The 15263-nt window shown below is 66.5% G+C and carries 14 protein-coding genes, 2 pseudogenes and 1 riboswitch; of the genes and pseudogenes, 6 read left to right on the top strand and 10 right to left on the bottom strand.

The genetic code is table 11. From position 1 onward, the window contains the following. Window positions 1–192: 192 nt before the first annotated feature. From galE to SPHME3_RS0119625, 5 genes are all read right to left on the bottom strand, one after another. Window positions 193–1191 (bottom strand): UDP-glucose 4-epimerase GalE, encoded by a 999-nt coding sequence (gene galE / locus SPHME3_RS0119645; RefSeq protein ID WP_026189160.1) that lies wholly within the window; start codon window positions 1189–1191, stop codon window positions 193–195. 208 nt (window positions 1192–1399) lie between these two features. Beyond that, window positions 1400–1669 carry a ribbon-helix-helix domain-containing protein gene (locus tag SPHME3_RS0119640; RefSeq protein ID WP_026189159.1) on the bottom strand — a complete coding sequence of 90 codons (270 nt, stop codon included), beginning with the start codon at window positions 1667–1669 and terminating at the stop codon, window positions 1400–1402. Continuing rightward, window positions 1666–2325, bottom strand: a complete 660-nt coding sequence (gene parA / locus SPHME3_RS0119635) for a ParA family partition ATPase (RefSeq protein WP_018251340.1) — start codon at window positions 2323–2325, stop codon at window positions 1666–1668. The genes SPHME3_RS0119640 and parA overlap by 4 nt, the downstream gene beginning before the upstream one ends. Window positions 2326–2575: 250 nt before the next feature. Then, the gene (locus SPHME3_RS0119630) at window positions 2576–3403 is read right to left on the bottom strand and encodes a helix-turn-helix domain-containing protein (protein ID WP_156021449.1); all 828 of its coding nucleotides are present in this window, start codon (window positions 3401–3403) and stop codon (window positions 2576–2578) included. 476 nt (window positions 3404–3879) lie between these two features. After that, window positions 3880–4833: a replication initiator protein A gene (locus SPHME3_RS0119625; protein WP_018251338.1), complete on the bottom strand. Its 954-nt coding sequence runs from the start codon at window positions 4831–4833 to the stop codon at window positions 3880–3882. A gap of 343 nt (window positions 4834–5176) precedes the next feature. On the opposite strand from SPHME3_RS0119625, the gene SPHME3_RS21190 reads away from it, so the two are divergent. From SPHME3_RS21190 to SPHME3_RS21185, 5 genes are all read left to right on the top strand, one after another. Then, entirely contained in the window at window positions 5177–5572 is a 396-nt protein-coding gene (locus SPHME3_RS21190) for a hypothetical protein (protein ID WP_156021445.1), read from the top strand. 61 nt (window positions 5573–5633) lie between these two features. Beyond that, window positions 5634–5721, top strand: a riboswitch (glycine riboswitch). A gap of 122 nt (window positions 5722–5843) precedes the next feature. After that, a complete protein-coding gene (locus tag SPHME3_RS0119615) occupies window positions 5844–7259 on the top strand; it encodes an L-serine ammonia-lyase (RefSeq protein ID WP_018251335.1) in 1416 nt (471 codons plus the stop codon). Window positions 7260–7333: 74 nt separating this feature from the next. Further along, window positions 7334–8389: a dTDP-glucose 4,6-dehydratase gene (rfbB, locus tag SPHME3_RS0119610; RefSeq protein WP_018251334.1), complete on the top strand. Its 1056-nt coding sequence runs from the start codon at window positions 7334–7336 to the stop codon at window positions 8387–8389. Further along, complete coding sequence (gene rfbA, locus SPHME3_RS0119605) at window positions 8386–9309, top strand: glucose-1-phosphate thymidylyltransferase RfbA (RefSeq protein WP_018251333.1); 924 nt, start codon at window positions 8386–8388, stop codon at window positions 9307–9309. The genes rfbB and rfbA overlap by 4 nt, the downstream gene beginning before the upstream one ends. Before the next feature lie 81 nt (window positions 9310–9390). Next, window positions 9391–9717, top strand: a complete 327-nt coding sequence (locus SPHME3_RS21185) for a WGR domain-containing protein (protein WP_156021464.1) — start codon at window positions 9391–9393, stop codon at window positions 9715–9717. 28 nt (window positions 9718–9745) lie between these two features. On the opposite strand, the pseudogene SPHME3_RS21475 reads toward SPHME3_RS21185, so the two are convergent. From SPHME3_RS21475 to SPHME3_RS21650, 3 genes and pseudogenes are all read right to left on the bottom strand, one after another. After that, window positions 9746–10393: pseudogene (locus tag SPHME3_RS21475) on the bottom strand (phytase); the annotation flags it as partial. 5 nt (window positions 10394–10398) lie between these two features. After that, window positions 10399–12030, bottom strand: a complete 1632-nt coding sequence (locus tag SPHME3_RS20415) for a TonB-dependent receptor (RefSeq protein WP_231376789.1) — start codon at window positions 12028–12030, stop codon at window positions 10399–10401. Between the two features lie 118 nt (window positions 12031–12148). Further along, window positions 12149–12562: pseudogene (locus SPHME3_RS21650) on the bottom strand (TonB-dependent receptor plug domain-containing protein); the annotation flags it as partial. A 235-nt stretch (window positions 12563–12797) separates the two neighbouring features. Between SPHME3_RS21650 and SPHME3_RS0119590 the strand changes: the two are divergent. Beyond that, window positions 12798–13958: a PQQ-dependent sugar dehydrogenase gene (locus SPHME3_RS0119590; RefSeq protein ID WP_018251330.1), complete on the top strand. Its 1161-nt coding sequence runs from the start codon at window positions 12798–12800 to the stop codon at window positions 13956–13958. 143 nt (window positions 13959–14101) lie between these two features. On the opposite strand, the gene SPHME3_RS20410 is transcribed toward SPHME3_RS0119590, so the two are convergent. Then, the gene (locus SPHME3_RS20410) at window positions 14102–14848 is read right to left on the bottom strand and encodes an RES family NAD+ phosphorylase (protein ID WP_018251329.1); all 747 of its coding nucleotides are present in this window, start codon (window positions 14846–14848) and stop codon (window positions 14102–14104) included. After that, a complete protein-coding gene (locus SPHME3_RS0119580; RefSeq protein ID WP_026189157.1) occupies window positions 14841–15218 on the bottom strand; it encodes an antitoxin Xre/MbcA/ParS toxin-binding domain-containing protein in 378 nt (125 codons plus the stop codon). The genes SPHME3_RS20410 and SPHME3_RS0119580 overlap by 8 nt, the downstream gene beginning before the upstream one ends. Window positions 15219–15263 lie beyond the last annotated feature (45 nt).

Genomic DNA, 15263 nt, shown 5'->3' with positions numbered 1-15263 from the left:
TGACCCCCGTTTCTTCATCCAGGTGGCACTAGAGAACGTCCCCTCTAAGGGACGGACGGAATGAAGCGGAAGCAGTTTTCGGAGAGCAGATCATCGGCCTCCTGAAGGAGGCCGAGGCGGGTGCGGTGGTCACGGAACTTTTCCTACAGTCTCAAGGAAAGGATCGCACCATCAAACCATTGGATCAAACAACTACTCAGGTTTGCCAAGCTTGCGTTCCCAGGCGAGCGCGTCCTTGACGATCGTGTCGAGGTCGTCGCGCTGCGGGCGCCACGGCAAGGCGGCGAGGATCGCGCGATTGTCGGCGACGAGCGCGGCCGGGTCACCCGCGCGGCGACCTTCATAACGGCGCTCGATCGTCAGGTTGGTGACGCGATCAACTGCGTCGAGCACCTCGTTGACCGAGAAGCCGCGATTGTAGCCGGCGTTGAGCGTGTGGCTCTTGGTGGGTTCGGCGATCAGCAGTTCGAGCGCCGCGACATGCGCGGCCGCCAGGTCGCTGACGTGGATATAGTCGCGTACGCCGGTGCCATCGGGCGTGTCGAAGTCGGTGCCGAAGACGGAGACGGCCGTGCGCTTGCCCGTCGCCGCCTCGACTGCGATCTTGATGAGGTGCGTCGCGCCCACCGTTGACTGGCCCGAGCGGCCCTGCGGGTCGGCGCCGGCGACGTTGAAGTAGCGCAGCGCGCAATAGTTCATCGGATGCGCCGCGGCGACGTCGCGCAGCATCGCCTCGGTCATCAGCTTCGACATGCCATAGGGGTTGATCGGCACGGTCGGGTCGGTTTCCTCGACGGGCACCTTGACCGGCGTCCCATAGGTTGCGGCGGTGGAGGAGAAGATGAAGTGGCGTACGCCCTCCGTCACCGCGCTTTCGATCAGGCTGCGCGTGGCGGCGGTGTTGTTGCGGTAATATTTGAGCGGGTCGCTGACCGATTCCGGTACGACGACCGAGCCGGCGAAATGCATGATCGCGCGGACGTTGTGGTCGCGGATCGCGGCGCGCACGGCGATGTCGTCGGCGACGTTTGCTTCAACCAGCGTCGCGCGGTTATCGACCGCCCAGGCAAAACCGGTGACGAGGTTGTCGACGACGACGACGTCATAGCCCGCGTCGCACAGCGCGAGCACCGCATGGCTGCCAATATAGCCGGCACCACCGGTCACCATCACCTTTCCATGGATTGGCATGAGCTTCCTTGAAATGTTTTTAAAGCTTAACGGAGAATCATTCTGACTAAGCCGCACACTGTCTGGCCCGTATCATGCTGCGCAACCAAAGAAGGTTCGCTTGATATTGCTGCCCTGCGTACACGTTTGGTGATCATGTCATCCTCCCACATTATTCAGTGCGACATTGAGCAATCCAAGCAGCTGCCACAACAACCATGCCTTGTCTTCAGTCCCCTATCGGGCTCTCTCCGTGCTTGCGCAGCACATCATTGAATGCCTCGGCCATCAGTGCTTGGAGGCTCCTACCCTGCCGCCGCGCGAGAGTGTGCATGGCGAAGGACATTTCGGGGGTGAAGAAGCCGGCGATCTGTTTGCGACCTTGGCGGCTTGCCGGGACAGCTGGAGCGGTTTCGCTTCTCGGTGCGGCGACGGGGAGCGTGGTCGGTGTTGGCGTTGTAGTTGTCCGCAAATTAGCGAAGTTGGGTTTGCGGCTCATGCAGCGGCTTTCTTTGCGGATTTGCGGAGGGTGGGTAGACCAATCTGCCGACATGTCCACGTGTAGATCTGTCGAATGTCGTCCGCGGCCTTGCCGGCGGGTTCGTATTCCATGACGGTACGCCCCTCCCCACTGGCGTGGCGATAGGCGGCGCGGTCGGGGATCTGGATCGGACAGGGCGGCGTGCCGAAGCTTTCCACCAGTTCACCCGCTTCCTGATAGACGCGCGGCGCATTGGGGTTGCCGGCGGTGAAGACGACATAGGCCGGTTTCTTGAGCAGCTGGACGAGCTTCGCGGTGGTCTGGATCGCGGAAAGGTCGAAGGCACTCGGGCGGCACGGAATCAGGACCAGGTCGGCGACCTCGACTGCGGCGCGGGCGGCGCTGTCGGCATGGGGCGGCGTGTCGATGACGATGAGCTCGGCGCCCTGTTCGCGCGCTGCTGCGACCTTGGCGGCGAGGCGCGGGGGTGGGCTGTCGATCACCTCGGGCGGCGCATCGTGGCGCCACGCGGCCCACTGGCTCGCGGTCGCCTGCGGATCGGTATCGACGATGAGCGCAACGCGCCCCGCATCCTGGGCGGCCGCGGCGAGGTGGATGGCGAGCGTGGTCTTCCCCGCCCCCCCCTTCTGGCTGATGATTGCGACGACTGGCATACCAATCTTCCTACATGTCTACAGGCCGACATGGCAAGAGGTCGACATGACGACGCTGACCCTATTTCCTACGCAACGTGATCGTGTCCGCCGATAGCCGCCTGCTACCTTTGGGGAGCATGTGACGGCGTAGCCGGCACTCCATCGGTTTGTTGGAAGGGTTTGGTTGGTCTTAGGTGTTTCGGTGGTGTGTCTGCGCCGTCAGGCGGGTGTTGTTGGCCGGCTAGGCCAACTCCGTTGTTGCTGATTATTATGACTCGCTGAGTGGTTGCGGATCGATTTGAGACTCGCACACAGCATCGATGCGCGCACCGAGCCGGGCGAGTATACGGCCGAGCGCGCCGCCTACACTCGCCCGTGCCAGCTCGCGACAACTCAACGTTGCGCGCATCGCCGCATCGGCCTCGCGTCGATCGGCCTCGCGCTGTACCTGATCGTCGGGCAGCGGTGCCGGCCGCAGCCAGCGCGGCAGATAGGCGCGCACGCTCGCCGGCAGCAGCGCGCGATAGGCGTTGGAAGTCTGCCGGTAGCGCGGGCGCGGGTCCCCCGAGCCCCCTGCCCCCTCATCGCGCGCGAAGCGGCGCTGACGAACGAGGAAGCCCGCCGCCTCGAGCAGCACGATCGCGCGGGCGATCGTCGCACGGCCCAGGCCGGTCGCCTCGGCAAGCCAGTCGTAACTCGGAAAGACGCGGCCGCGGTTGAGGCGCGCGAGCGTGCAGATCTCCTCGAACACGCGCACCGCGCCCGCGGTCAGCGCGACAAGATGGCGTTCGGTCGCCGACAGGACCCGCGTGCCGGCGCGAGCCTCACGCGCTAGGCGCCGGCCGGCATCGCGCGCGCGGCGGCAGGCGGTCAGCAATCGGTCGGTTTCGCCGGGTGCAGGGGCAGCGAAGAACGCGTCCTCGAACGTCCCCGCCTCCAGGCCGCCGCGCAGCACGGGGGCGCCGGTGCGATGGACTCCGCCCGATCGCCCGCGTGGCAGGGCGGTGAAGCCGCCTCCTGCTCGCGGACGTTCGCACGTATCGCTCGCCCGCGCGAGCACGCGCGCGCTCGCCATGCCCAAGGCACATGCCGTCATCTTCCATCCCCCATCGGGGCCGGGACCGGAGACAAAAAAGACCGTGGCGCGAAACGCGCATCCTTGCACCGGGTCGGGTGGGAGGGTAGGAAGAGCCCGTGAACGGTTGATGCTTTCACGGTGGAGTGACGTTTGGCGACGCCGCTCTTTCTTACCCTCCTTGGGATGCCCGGCCTTCGTGCCGGGCTTTCCTTTATGTGGTCACGGCCGCTTCCTGCTTCTTCCGCGTCGACATGACGCGCATCGCCGATCTTGTTGCAGCAATGATCCAACAACGGAAGCGACTACGATTCGTGCTTTCGAGTATTTAACTCAAAAAAAGTTCGTGCTTTCGAGTAGGAATTGGCCGTTCATTCGTGCTTTCGAGTAGGAATTCACACTTCAACTTCGTGCTTTCGAGTAACAATTGGACGGAAGGCCAGCGAATCGACGCTCCGCAGCAGGCCTCAAGGCGACGGGTGATTCGCGTGGAGGAATCAGGCAGGCGCGCCCTCCCCTGCCCCATCGTCCTGCGTCGCATCGGGCAGCGCAGGCCCACGCGGGGTGATGACGACGCGGGCCTGGGGCGCACGCCGACCGCGGCGCGCGGGCGCATCGCCGGCGGGGGGTGCCTCAGTTTCCTCGATCAGCTCCAGGTGATAATCGGGGATGCCGTCGGTCGAGACGATCTGCTTCAGCGCCGCCTTGAAGTTGGACAGCGGGTTCTGATAGCCGATCTGCAGGCGGAACGTGGCAAGGTCGAGGTCGAGCGCCCCCCCCTCCTCGCAGGTCGAGCGCGCAACCTCGTAGATGCGCCGCTCGATCGGTCCCAGCTGGAAATAGGCCGCGGCATAATCGAGCACATGGCGATCGAGCAGGATCGCACGATACAGCCAGTCGCACAGGCGCACCTTCACCGCCTTCAGCCGCCGCTCGCCGCTCTTGGTCTTGCTGTAGTGCAGTTTTGCTTCGGACAGCCACGAGAAGAACCCCTCCTCGCCCTCGCCACCCGCCTCGATATTGGTCTTAATCTGCGTGCCCTGCAGCCGCTCCAGCGCCTCGGACAGCCGGCCGTAGCTGCGCGCCGAATGATTGGAGCCCGTCGCCGAGAACAGGTCGTGCGCGGTGAAGACGAAATCCTGTTCGACCTGATCGCCCGCCTCCAGCTTCGCTGCCATCAGGCTGGCGATGTAGAGCACGATCTCCTTGTCGTAGATCGTCGCGACGCCGCTCGCCGAGGGGCGCACCTCGATCGAGACGGTCGCATGATCATAGGTCAGCGGCTTCATCCAGGCGTTCTTGGACAGCGCGAAGAACGGAAACGCCATCAGCGAGCGCTCGCCGCGGATCTCGCCATGCAGCGGGCTGTCAAGCGCGAACAGGTCGCGCTGCGGCAGCGTTCCGGAGGTAGCGGGCGAGCGGTTCGAAGCAGGGGTACGGGCCATGACCATTTCCTACTCGAAAGCACGAAGATTTGGACCCCCAAGCCGCTTTCACGAGGGAAAATAGGGCAAGCCATCCAACAATTCGTGCTTTCAAGTAGGAAATAGGGGTGCGCATTGCAGGCCATCTATAGCGTACCGACATATCGACGTGTCGACACGTCGAGCGGCTGCCGTACGGGGGATAGGTGATCGCTCTGGCAGCAGCCAGCCGATCTATCGAGGCTTCAACAATGTGGGGCGCTTCATCGGCGTAACAGGCTGCATGATCGTCTTACCCTGACACACGATCAATTGCCGCAGGCACATCACCACAAGGCACATGCTATCCTTCATCGTAAATTAGCTGTAAATGACGCCGATCGTCGGGGAGATAAGAACATGCCATATGATCTGTGGCACGGTGACCAACAGGCATCGGCTGGCGCGCAGGCCTTTGTATTCGATGGCTGGTCGCACGAACCGCTGGTCCTGCTTCAGGCACCAGAGGCCAAGGCTGCACCACAAAGTCAGGAACAAGCAGCGGTTGAGCACAAGGTCGCTCAATCCTTTACGTGATCCGCAGCGCCGCGAACGGCTGCTCCACACTTGGAATGCCATTCAGTCAATGAGTAAACACGACCGTATCCGTCGCGCAGGAGAGCTGCGTGCGCAAGGCTTGCCGCTGAAGGTCATCGCGACCCGGCTCGGCGTCAGCGAAGGCCAAGCCTCCAAACTGGCGAAAGCGGCAACCCAAGCCTCCACCTGATCGTCGGCAACCGTACCGCATCGCGCCCTTGACCCCTTCCCTGCCCCGGTCGATACCCGCGCCCGTCGACATGGGAGAGATCGGGCCTGCCCGGCGCCGAAGGAGCAACCGCCCCGGAAACTCTCAGGCAGAAGGACCATGGCGATAACGATAATATCTGGAGAGAGGTGAGGGGGGCATCCCCCGCATCCGCCGACGGGATAGCGATCTCAGGCACAAGCGACAGATGGGGCAGGCGCATGGCCGGGCATCACCGGCGAAGAGGACCTGTATGCCTGTCGACACATCTACATCTCTAGCCCTCGACCGCGGGCTGCACCGGCCGATCAGCGTCGCCGAGCTGTTCACGATCGGCATCGGTCCGTCGAGCTCGCACACCGTCGGGCCGATGCGCGCCGCGTTCGACTTCGCCCAGCGTGCGGTGGGGCGGGCAGGGGAGGGGGCCGCCCCGGTGCGCGTTACCTGCGATCTCTACGGCAGCCTTGCCCTGACGGGGCGCGGCCACGCGACCGACACCGCTGCGATCCTGGGGCTTGCCGGCTGGAAGCCCGAACGGCTCGATCCTGACGCAGCGCCCGGTATCCTCGTCGCGATCGCGGAAGAGGAACGCCTGCCGCTCGCCGGCACGCACGCCATCGCCTTTGCAGCGAGCGATGTCGTCTTCCATCCGCGCGCGTTCCTGCCCGAACATCCCAATGGCATGACCTTCACCGCGCGGCTTGCGGACGGCGCGACATATGCGGAAACCTATTTTTCGATCGGCGGGGGCGCGATCCTGCGCAAGGGGGCGCCCGTGGGCGCGAGCAACGTTGCCGTGCGCCACCCGTTCAGCTCGGGCGCCGACCTCCTCGCGATCAGCGAGGCAACCGGACTCGGCATCGCCGACATCGTCCGCGCCAACGAAACCGCCTGGCGCGAGAGCACCGAGACCGACGCCTTCCTCGACGCGGTGCGCGCCGCGATGCACGCCTGTATCGACCGCGGCATTGCGCAGGAGGGTGTGCTGCCCGGCGGCTTGAAGGTCCGGCGCCGCGCCCGCGCGATCGAACAGGGGCTGACCGGCTGCGTGCCCGGCAGCAATCCCGCCGAGGTCTTCGAATGGGTCAGCCTGTGGGCGCTTGCGGTCAACGAGGAGAATGCCGCGGGTGGCCGCGTCGTCACCGCGCCCACAAACGGCGCCGCGGGCGTGCTGCCCGCCGTGCTGCGCTTCTACGAGACGCTGGTGGCGTGCGACGAGGCGACGCGGCGGGACGGTGCTCGGACCTTCCTGCTCACCGCCGCGGCGATCGGCATGCTGTACAAGAAGCGCGCGTCGATCTCGGCGGCCGAGATGGGCTGCCAGGGCGAGGTCGGCGTCGCCTGCTCGATGGCCGCGGGCGGGCTTGCCGCAACACTCGGCGGCACCACCGCTCAAGTCGAGAATGCCGCGGAGATCGGCATGGAGCACAATCTCGGCCTCACCTGCGACCCGATCGGTGGCTTGGTGCAAATTCCCTGCATCGAGCGCAACACGATGGGCGCGGTGAAGGCGATCAACGCCGCCTATCTCGCGCTGCGCGGCGACGGCAGCCATGTCGTGAGCCTGGACGCGGTGATCGAGACGATGCGCCAGACGGGCGAGGACATGCGCTCGCAATATAAGGAAACGAGCCTGGGTGGGCTGGCCGTCAACGTGGTAGAATGTTGACGTGTCTACATGACAACACATAGACCATGGTGTCTGACAGCGATGGATTAACCTTCACACGCTAGGCTCGGTCCATGCGCATCTTCGTCACCGGCGGAGCCGGTTTCATCGGTTCGGCGCTCGTCCGCCACCTGATCCGCGAGACGGAGCATCAGGTGCTCGTCTATGACGCATTGACCTACGCGGGCACGCTGACCGCCTTGGCACCCATTGCCGACGATCCTCGCTACCGTTTCGTGCACGGCGACACCCGTGACGGCGTTGCCGTTGCAGCTGCGCTGCGGGATTTCCAGCCCGATGTCGTCACGCATCTCGCCGCGGAAAGCCATGTCGACCGCTCGATCGACGGGCCGGGCGCCTTCGTCGATACCAATGTCGTCGGCACCTTCACCATGCTGTCGGCGGTCCGCAGCTATTGGCAGGATCTCGCCCCCGAGCGCCGCGCGGCCTTCCGCTTCCACCATATCTCGACCGATGAGGTGTTCGGCAGCCTCGGGCCCACCGGCCTGTTCACCGAAGACACGCCCTACAACCCGCGCTCGCCCTATTCGGCGAGCAAGGCCGCATCGGATCACCTGGTCAGTGCCTGGGGCCATACCTACGGCCTGCCGGTGCTCGTCACCAATTGTTCGAACAATTACGGGCCCTATCACTTCCCCGAAAAGATGATCCCGCTGATGATCGTCAAGGCGCTCGCGGGCGAAGCGCTGCCCGTCTACGGCCGCGGCGAGAACGTGCGCGACTGGCTGTTCGTCGACGATCACGTCCGCGCATTGCAGGTGGTGTTCGAACGCGGGCAGCCCAGGCGGCGCTACAACATTGGCGGCAATGCCGAGCGCCGCAACATCGACGTGGTGGAGACGCTGTGCGCGGCGCTCGACCGCCTGCGTCCCCGTGCCGACGGCCGCCCTTATGCGCAGCAGATCGCCTTCGTCGCCGACCGGCCGGGCCACGACCTGCGCTATGCCATCGATGCCACGCGCATCCGCGACGAACTCGGCTGGACCCCCGTTCAGAGCTTCGAGAGCGGGCTGGACGCAACGGTGCGCTGGTATCTCAATCACGAGGCATGGTGGCGTCCGATCGTCGCCGATCAGGCCGCGGCCGTGCGGCGAGGGTTGGCGGCATGAAGGGCATCATTCTCGCCGGCGGCACGGGTACGCGGCTCCATCCGGCGACGCTCGTCGTCAACAAGCAGCTGCTGCCCGTCTACGACAAGCCGATGATCTATTATCCGCTGTCGGCGCTGATGCTCGCCGGCATCCGCGAGATCCTGATCATCTCCAGCCCCGAATACCTGCCCCATTACCGCACGTTGTTCGGCGACGGATCGGCGCTCGGCCTGTCGATCGCCTATGCCGAGCAACCGGCACCGGAGGGCCTGCCGCAGGCGTTCACGATCGGGCGGGGCTGGATTGCGGGTGAGGCGGTGACGCTGGTGCTCGGCGACAACATCTTCTTCGGCAACGGCCTGCGCACCCTGCTGCGCCGCGCCGTCGCCCGCATCGAGGCGGAGGGCGGCGCCACGCTCTTCTCCTACCGCGTCGAGGATCCCGAACGTTATGGCGTCATTGCCTTCGACGACGACGGGCGGGCGGTGTCGCTCGAGGAAAAGCCCGAGCGGCCGCGTTCGAACCAGGCCGTGACGGGCCTCTACATGTTCGATGCCGGCGTCTGCGACCATGCCGCCGCGTTGACGCCTTCCGCGCGCGGCGAGCTGGAGATCACCGATCTTGCACGCCGCTACATGACCGCGGGCGCGCTTCACGTCGAGGCGATGGGCCGCGGCTTCGCCTGGCTCGACACCGGCACGCACGACAGCCTGCTCGAAGCGGCCGAGTTCGTCCGCACGATCCAGCACCGCCAGGGCATCCAGATCGCATGTCTGGAAGAGATCGCCTATCTGCAAGGCTTCATCACCCGCGAGGCGGCGGAGACGCGGGGCAGGGCGCTAGCGAAGACTGCCTACGGCCGCGCGATCCTGACCGCGATCGAGGAAGCGCCCGTTCCGCAGGAAGACCGTCGGGCAGGGGAGCGGCGCGGCGCCTGATTCACCCGCTGACTCACGCGCGCTCCTCTGATTCAGGAAATCCGTCGGACGGGGCAGGCCTGATCCTCTAGATTCGCGGGCATGGAGACGTTGCCCTTCGTTCCGATCGAGCTGGTCGCCATCGACGCGGCGCGGAACATCCGTCGACGGTGGAGCGTGGCGGCGTATCGGGATCTGCTCGGCGCATGGGTGATCGAGACGCGCTGGGGGCGGATCGGAGCGGGCGGGCGGTGCCTGACGCGCAGCTTCGACGACGAGGGCGCGGCGCGGGGCTATGTGCGTAGCCTGCTCGCGCGGCGGGCGGGGGCGGTGCGGCGGATCGGGGTGGGCTATCGGCCCGCTCCACCGACACCTCGACGTGTCGACACCTGTACAACCCTAGCGCCGCCTTCACCTTCGCCCAGCTGACGTATTTGAAGTTCTGCGTGTCCGGCGCGTTGTCGCCGTCCTGCGCGACGAGCAGGCCGTCAGGATGGGCGGGGCCGAAGTCGCCCAGCGCCAGTTCGATGCCGTCGGTGTCGCTGGTGCCGTCGATAGCGCCCCCGCCTATGCGGAAGCGGCCGGCGTAGGTGACGGCCGGCAGGCGGTAGAGCGTGTAGGCGTTGTCGCCCTGGCTCGAGACGACGAGGTAGCCGCCGCGCGTGCCCTGGGGCGCGAGGGCGAGGCTCTCGGCGTCCGCCACCAGCGTCTTGCCGTCGACCTGCGCGATCGGGGTGGCGGTTGCGGGCGCGGTGGGATCCGCGGAGAAGCGCCACAGGCCGACGTCCTCTTCGGCCACGTACAACAGCCCGGTGCGATCGTCGACGACGCAGCCCTCCGCTTGGGAGCCAAGCTTCATGCTGCGCACCGTCGTGACGCGCGGGGAGGGGCCGGATACGTCGATCGCGACCTGGTCGATGCGCCCGTCCTTCTGCACGACGAAGCCGAACAGCGCCTTGTCCTTGGCCTGCGTCCACAGGCACATGCCGTACGCCTCGCCGGGGCCGACGGGATAGCGGCCCATGGGTACAAGTCTACGTGTCGACGTGTCGAGCGTGAACAGCGCGACATGCGCCTGGGTCACGTCGGCGCGGTCGCTCGCCACGGCGATCACGCGTCCGCCGACCTCACGCAGGTCGACGTTGTTGAGACGCGCGGCGGGGGTGCGCGCCCACACCGACACGCCCAGCTTCGCGCCGGTGCGTTCAACCGGATGTCGGTCAGCGCCAGACGGCCGTTGACGACGAAGGCACCGTCGCCCTTGGGCTGGCGCACACCCGTCTGCGGATCGTTGTAATTGGCGTAGAAGCCGTCGTCATAATTGCCGTCGAGGTGCGCGCGGAACGTCGTGCCGGTCAGCGGCAGTTCGTAATCGATCGCGCCGCTCGCCGCGTTGCGCGGGGTATAGACCGGATAGATGCGGATCGGCGTCGTCACCACCACGCCGTTGGTCTGCGGGAAGGGGTTCGACGTCGGCGGGATGTGGACATAGGCGAAGGCGTAGCTGGCGGTCAGCGTCAGGCCGTCCACCGGCAGCAGCGTGACATCGCCCTCCCAGCCCTTCAGGCGGCCGGTGCCGGGCGCGTTGGTCGTCTCGGTCGTGGTGCGCGTGGTGTTGAGCAGCACCCGCTCGCCTTTGTCGTTGGTGACATATTGCTGGTAATTGGCGCTGAAATCGATCTGGATGTCCTTATAGTCGCCGACATAGGCGGCGACGTTGAAGCGCGCCCGCCGATCCCAGAATTCCATCTTCGCGCCGGCTTCGAACATCGACACGGTTTCCGGATTGAACGGCGCATAGGTGAGCGAGCGCGAATTAGCGCCGCCCGACTTATAGCCGGTGCTCCACTTGCCATAGACATGGACGTCGCGCGTCAGATCGGCGGCCAGCGTCACCATCGGGTCGATGCGCGACCAATGGGCGTTCAGCGCGCGCGGCGCCGACACGCCGTTGACGATGAACAATTCGCCGTGCTTGGCATCGCGCGTCCAGCGCGCGCCGCCCGTCAGATGCAGCCGGTCCTCGGCGAAATCGGGGGTCCAGGTCGCCTGGCCGAACACGCCGACGCTCTCGGTCGTGACATGGCTCGCGCGGTCGATGCGCTGGTCGGCGATGACGAGCGAGATCACACTCGCCGCGGTGCCGTCGGCGTTCCAGCGCATTGTGTTGAACGCCTGCGCATTGTCCTCCACCTTCTCGCGATAATAGAGCGCGCCGGCGAGGTAATGGAGCTGCGCCGTCTCGCCGATCGCCTGCACCTCTTCGCTGAACTGGTGCTGCTTGAAATAGGCGAGGCTGTAGTGCGAGAAGGCGCCGTTCGGCGCATAGACCGAGGTGTTGGCGCTGCCATTGTCGAACTGCGACTGCGCCATCGCGCGATAGGCGGTGATCGACTTCAGCTCTAGGCCCGGCATCGCCTGCCAGTCGAGCGTCAGGCGACGGCCGTGCGTCTTGCCGATGCTGGGCTGCTGCGGAACGCCGACGTTGGCGGTGCCGACGCGGGTCGGCTGCAGCGGCTGGGTGGGCGCGCGCGGCAGCGTGCCGGCGGTGATCGACTGGAGATAGAGCGGCGTCGAGGCGTCGTAGGACGTGTCGAACGCATAGTCCGCGCTGAAGCCCGTCACCGGCTTCCACAATGCCTCGCCATGGAAGCCGCGGCGGTCGAAGGCGTTGAAGTCCGCCTGGCCCGAACGCGGGCAGATCGAGATGCGCCTCGCCCTTGTAGCTGCCGTAATTGCCAATGCCGGCGGTGCCGTTGAAGCCGAATTCCCCCGTCGGCTTCTTGGTGACGATGTTGAGCGCGCCGCCTTCGGTGTTGCGGCCGAACAAAGTGCCCTGCGGACCTTTCAGCACCTCGATGCTCTGCACGTCATACAGCGCAGTGCCCAGGCCCTGCGCACGGCCCAGATACACGCCGTCGATATAAACGCCGACGCCCTGGTCGCGCGCGGGCTGGTTGCTGTCGGCGAGTACGCCGACGCCGCGGATGTTCACGATCAGCGCCGAATTGCGCGAATAGAAGGGTGCAACGCGCAGGCTCGGGATCGCACCGTCCTGCAGATCGACCAGCGACTGGACGTGACGGTTGCGCAGCGCGGTGGCGGCGAGCACCGAAATCGCGATCGGCGTGTCCTGCAGGTTCGTCTTGCGCTTCTGCGCGGTGACGACGATGTCGGCGAGGCCGCCGGACTGGTCGTCTTCTGCGGTGATCGTCGGCGCAACCCCCGCTGCGGCGCTACCGGCCGTCTGCCCCCAGGCCGACCCCGTCCCCATGCCGATCAGTGCCACCGCCGCAGCCGACCGCAACAACATATTCGTACGCGATACCATGATGTCCCCCCGTGTTCGTCGGGCGGCGCGCTAGACATGTCCGAAGCCGACTGAGTTGCATTTCGGAAACAGAACGAAGACACCGGGCCGATCACGGCCTCGCTTCACCGCAGGCCGGGCACCCCGTGGGAGTCCATGCGTTCGGGCAGGGCAGGGACGCGGGAGAGGATAGGAATCCATGCGGACATATCATCTGTTGCCGGTTGCGCTTGCCGCGCTGGTGCTGGGCTGCGGCGAGGATGGCGGCAACGGCGGGGCCACCGGCACCGCGCCGACGCCGACCCCCAGCGCGACCGCCATGCCGACACCGACACCCACCGTGACGGCCGTGAACCAGCGCGTCGTCGCCAGCTTCGACAACCCCTGGGCGATGACGTTCCTGCCCGACGGGCGGGCGCTCGTCACCGAAAAGCCGGGGCGGTTGCAGCTCGTCACGCAAGCCGGCGCCAAGACGCAGGTGTCGGGCGTGCCGCGCGTCACCTATTCGGGGCAATTGGGGTTGCAGGACGTGGTGCTCGACCCCGGCTTCGCAAGCAACGCGCGGATCTGGCTGACCTATGCCGAGCCGGCGACCGGCGGGCAGCAGCTCGCCGTCGCACGCGCGACCCTGGTGTCCGGCAGCACGCCGCGGCTCGACGACGTGACGGTCGTGTGGCGCGCGACGCCGGCGACGACCGGCGGGCAATTGGGCGGGCGGATCGCCTTCGCACCCGACGGGCGCACGATGTTCGTCAGCACCGGCGAGCGCCAGCAATTCACGCCCGCGCAGGACCCGACGGGGACGCTCGGCAAGATCGTGCGGATCAACCTCGACGGCAGCGCTGCGGCGGGCAATCCCTTCGCCTCCGGCCCGAAGCCGGAGATTTGGACACTCGGCCACCGCAACCCCTACGGTCTCGTGTTCGCGAGCGACGGGCGATTGTTCGAATCCGAAATGGGGCCAGCGGGCGGCGACGAGTTCAACCTGATTCAGGCGGGAAAGAACTACGGCTGGCCCAAGGTGTCGGAGGGCGACAATTACGACGGCACGCCCATCCCGCGCCACAGCACCAACACCGCCTACACCGCGCCTTTGGTCAGCTGGACGCCGGTGATCGCGCCGGGCGGGATGATCCAGTATCGCGGGAGTGCGTTCGCAGGCTGGACCGGCGACTTCCTGCTCGCCGGCCTCGCACAACAGGGCCTGGTCCGCGTCCGCGTCACCGGCGACACCGCGCGCGAGGTCGCCCGCATCGGCTTGGGGTCCCGCACGCGCGAGGTGGAGGAAGGCCCGAACGGCTCGCTCTGGGTGCTGCGCGACGGCGACAATGGTGCGCTGGTGGAGCTGACGCCGCGGTAGTTTTGGTTCGCGCGAAGACGCGAAGACGCAAAGAGGGCTCGCATGCCGCGCCGCATGCGCGTCCTATCGAGGGCATTGTCGAGCCACTACGACCGCACCGCAGCGCGACACCTTCGCGTCTTCGCGTGAACTACCTAATGACGCTACTCGTCGCATAGCCGACATGTCGACATCCCGACATGTGAACTGATGCCGAACCCCGCAGCGGTGAAGCGTAGCGCCTCACTGCGCATCTCGCGCGTCGCGATCAGGCCGTCGTGCGTGGCGAGGAACGCCCAACTCGAATGCGGGGCAGGGGGCGGCACCAGCGCGGCGGGGTCGAGCACCGCGACGTTGATCCCGCCCCGTGCCCGCGCGGACGGCGCCCGCAGCGCCCCGATGCCAGCGACCCGTGCGGCCGCAGCCAGTGCCTGCGTCGCCGTATAATCAGTCGGGTGGGTCCAGCGACCCGCCGGCGTGTCGAACGGCGCCTGCGTCAGGTCGAGCGTGCAGTCGCTCGCGACATGGACGGCGAAGGCCGACATCGGCGTCGGCGTGCGCGGCCGGCGGAAACCCGGCGAGCGGGCGAAGGCGACAAGCCGCCAATAGGCCGTCTCGGCGACCGCGGTCGCAATATCCTCCGCCGCGTAGAAGATGCCGGGCAGCACGTCCGAGCCGCGGAACCGTGACGGGCGCCCCAGGCCATACCGGAACGGCGCGGCGAGCAGCCAGGGCAGGCGCTGCACCGCGGGCGGCAGCGCCGGCTTCACGTCGTCGGCCAGCGCTTCGAGCAGCGCCTGCGCTTCGCCATCGTCTGCGAGCCGGTTGGTCGCGATGCGGTGCTGCCCCTCCACCATGCGGATCACCCGCCCGCGATAGGGGCGGGCGTGATCGGAAAGCGCCTCAGACATGCGCACGCAGCGCGTCGACATAGTCGCCGGTGCGCAGCAGCCCGCGCACGCTCGCGATCAACTCGAGCGGCGCGGCGCCCAGATCGAGGTTCGGCGTCGCCAGCCACGATCGCGCCGCCTCGTCGTCCTGCCCCAGCCAGCTGTCGAGAGAGCGGAACAGGCGAAGCAGGTGCTGCGCCAGTTCGAACGACTTGCTCCCCACCTCCAGCCGATAGCTGCCTCCACGCAGCCGCGACACGGTCGGCGCCGACAGGCCGAGGATCGCCCCCAACCGCGCATTCGAAAGCTGCCAGAACGTCGCGATCCGCGCGATCGCCTCGCTCAACACGCGCGGCGCATCGGGATCGCGGGAGGGCAGGGCAGTCGCCATCGTCATATCTCCTCCGGAACGATATAGGACGAAATCGTTCACAAG

It is taken from the genome of Sphingomonas melonis DAPP-PG 224, from assembly GCF_000379045.1.
GTDB lineage: Bacteria > Pseudomonadota > Alphaproteobacteria > Sphingomonadales > Sphingomonadaceae > Sphingomonas > Sphingomonas aquatilis.
Note: the sequence above shows the minus strand (reverse complement) of the source record. Positions and strands in the feature narration are given on the sequence as shown.

Bases quoted from the DNA above. Each gene is read 5' to 3' on its own strand.
- galE (WP_026189160.1), bottom strand. From the start codon at position 1,191: ATGCCAATCCATGGAAAGGTGATGGTGACCGGTGGTGCCGGCTATATT.
- SPHME3_RS0119640 (WP_026189159.1), bottom strand. From the start codon at position 1,669: ATGAGCCGCAAACCCAACTTCGCTAATTTGCGGACAACTACAACGCCA.
- parA (WP_018251340.1), bottom strand. From the start codon at position 2,325: ATGCCAGTCGTCGCAATCATCAGCCAGAAGGGGGGGGCGGGGAAGACC.
- SPHME3_RS0119630 (WP_156021449.1), bottom strand. From the start codon at position 3,403: ATGACGGCATGTGCCTTGGGCATGGCGAGCGCGCGCGTGCTCGCGCGG.
- SPHME3_RS0119625 (WP_018251338.1), bottom strand. From the start codon at position 4,833: ATGGTCATGGCCCGTACCCCTGCTTCGAACCGCTCGCCCGCTACCTCC.
- SPHME3_RS21190 (WP_156021445.1), top strand. From the start codon at position 5,177: ATGACGCCGATCGTCGGGGAGATAAGAACATGCCATATGATCTGTGGC.
- SPHME3_RS0119615 (WP_018251335.1), top strand. From the start codon at position 5,844: ATGCCTGTCGACACATCTACATCTCTAGCCCTCGACCGCGGGCTGCAC.
- rfbB (WP_018251334.1), top strand. From the start codon at position 7,334: ATGCGCATCTTCGTCACCGGCGGAGCCGGTTTCATCGGTTCGGCGCTC.
- rfbA (WP_018251333.1), top strand. From the start codon at position 8,386: ATGAAGGGCATCATTCTCGCCGGCGGCACGGGTACGCGGCTCCATCCG.
- SPHME3_RS21185 (WP_156021464.1), top strand. From the start codon at position 9,391: ATGGAGACGTTGCCCTTCGTTCCGATCGAGCTGGTCGCCATCGACGCG.
- SPHME3_RS0119590 (WP_018251330.1), top strand. From the start codon at position 12,798: ATGCGGACATATCATCTGTTGCCGGTTGCGCTTGCCGCGCTGGTGCTG.
- SPHME3_RS20410 (WP_018251329.1), bottom strand. From the start codon at position 14,848: ATGTCTGAGGCGCTTTCCGATCACGCCCGCCCCTATCGCGGGCGGGTG.
- SPHME3_RS0119580 (WP_026189157.1), bottom strand. From the start codon at position 15,218: ATGGCGACTGCCCTGCCCTCCCGCGATCCCGATGCGCCGCGCGTGTTG.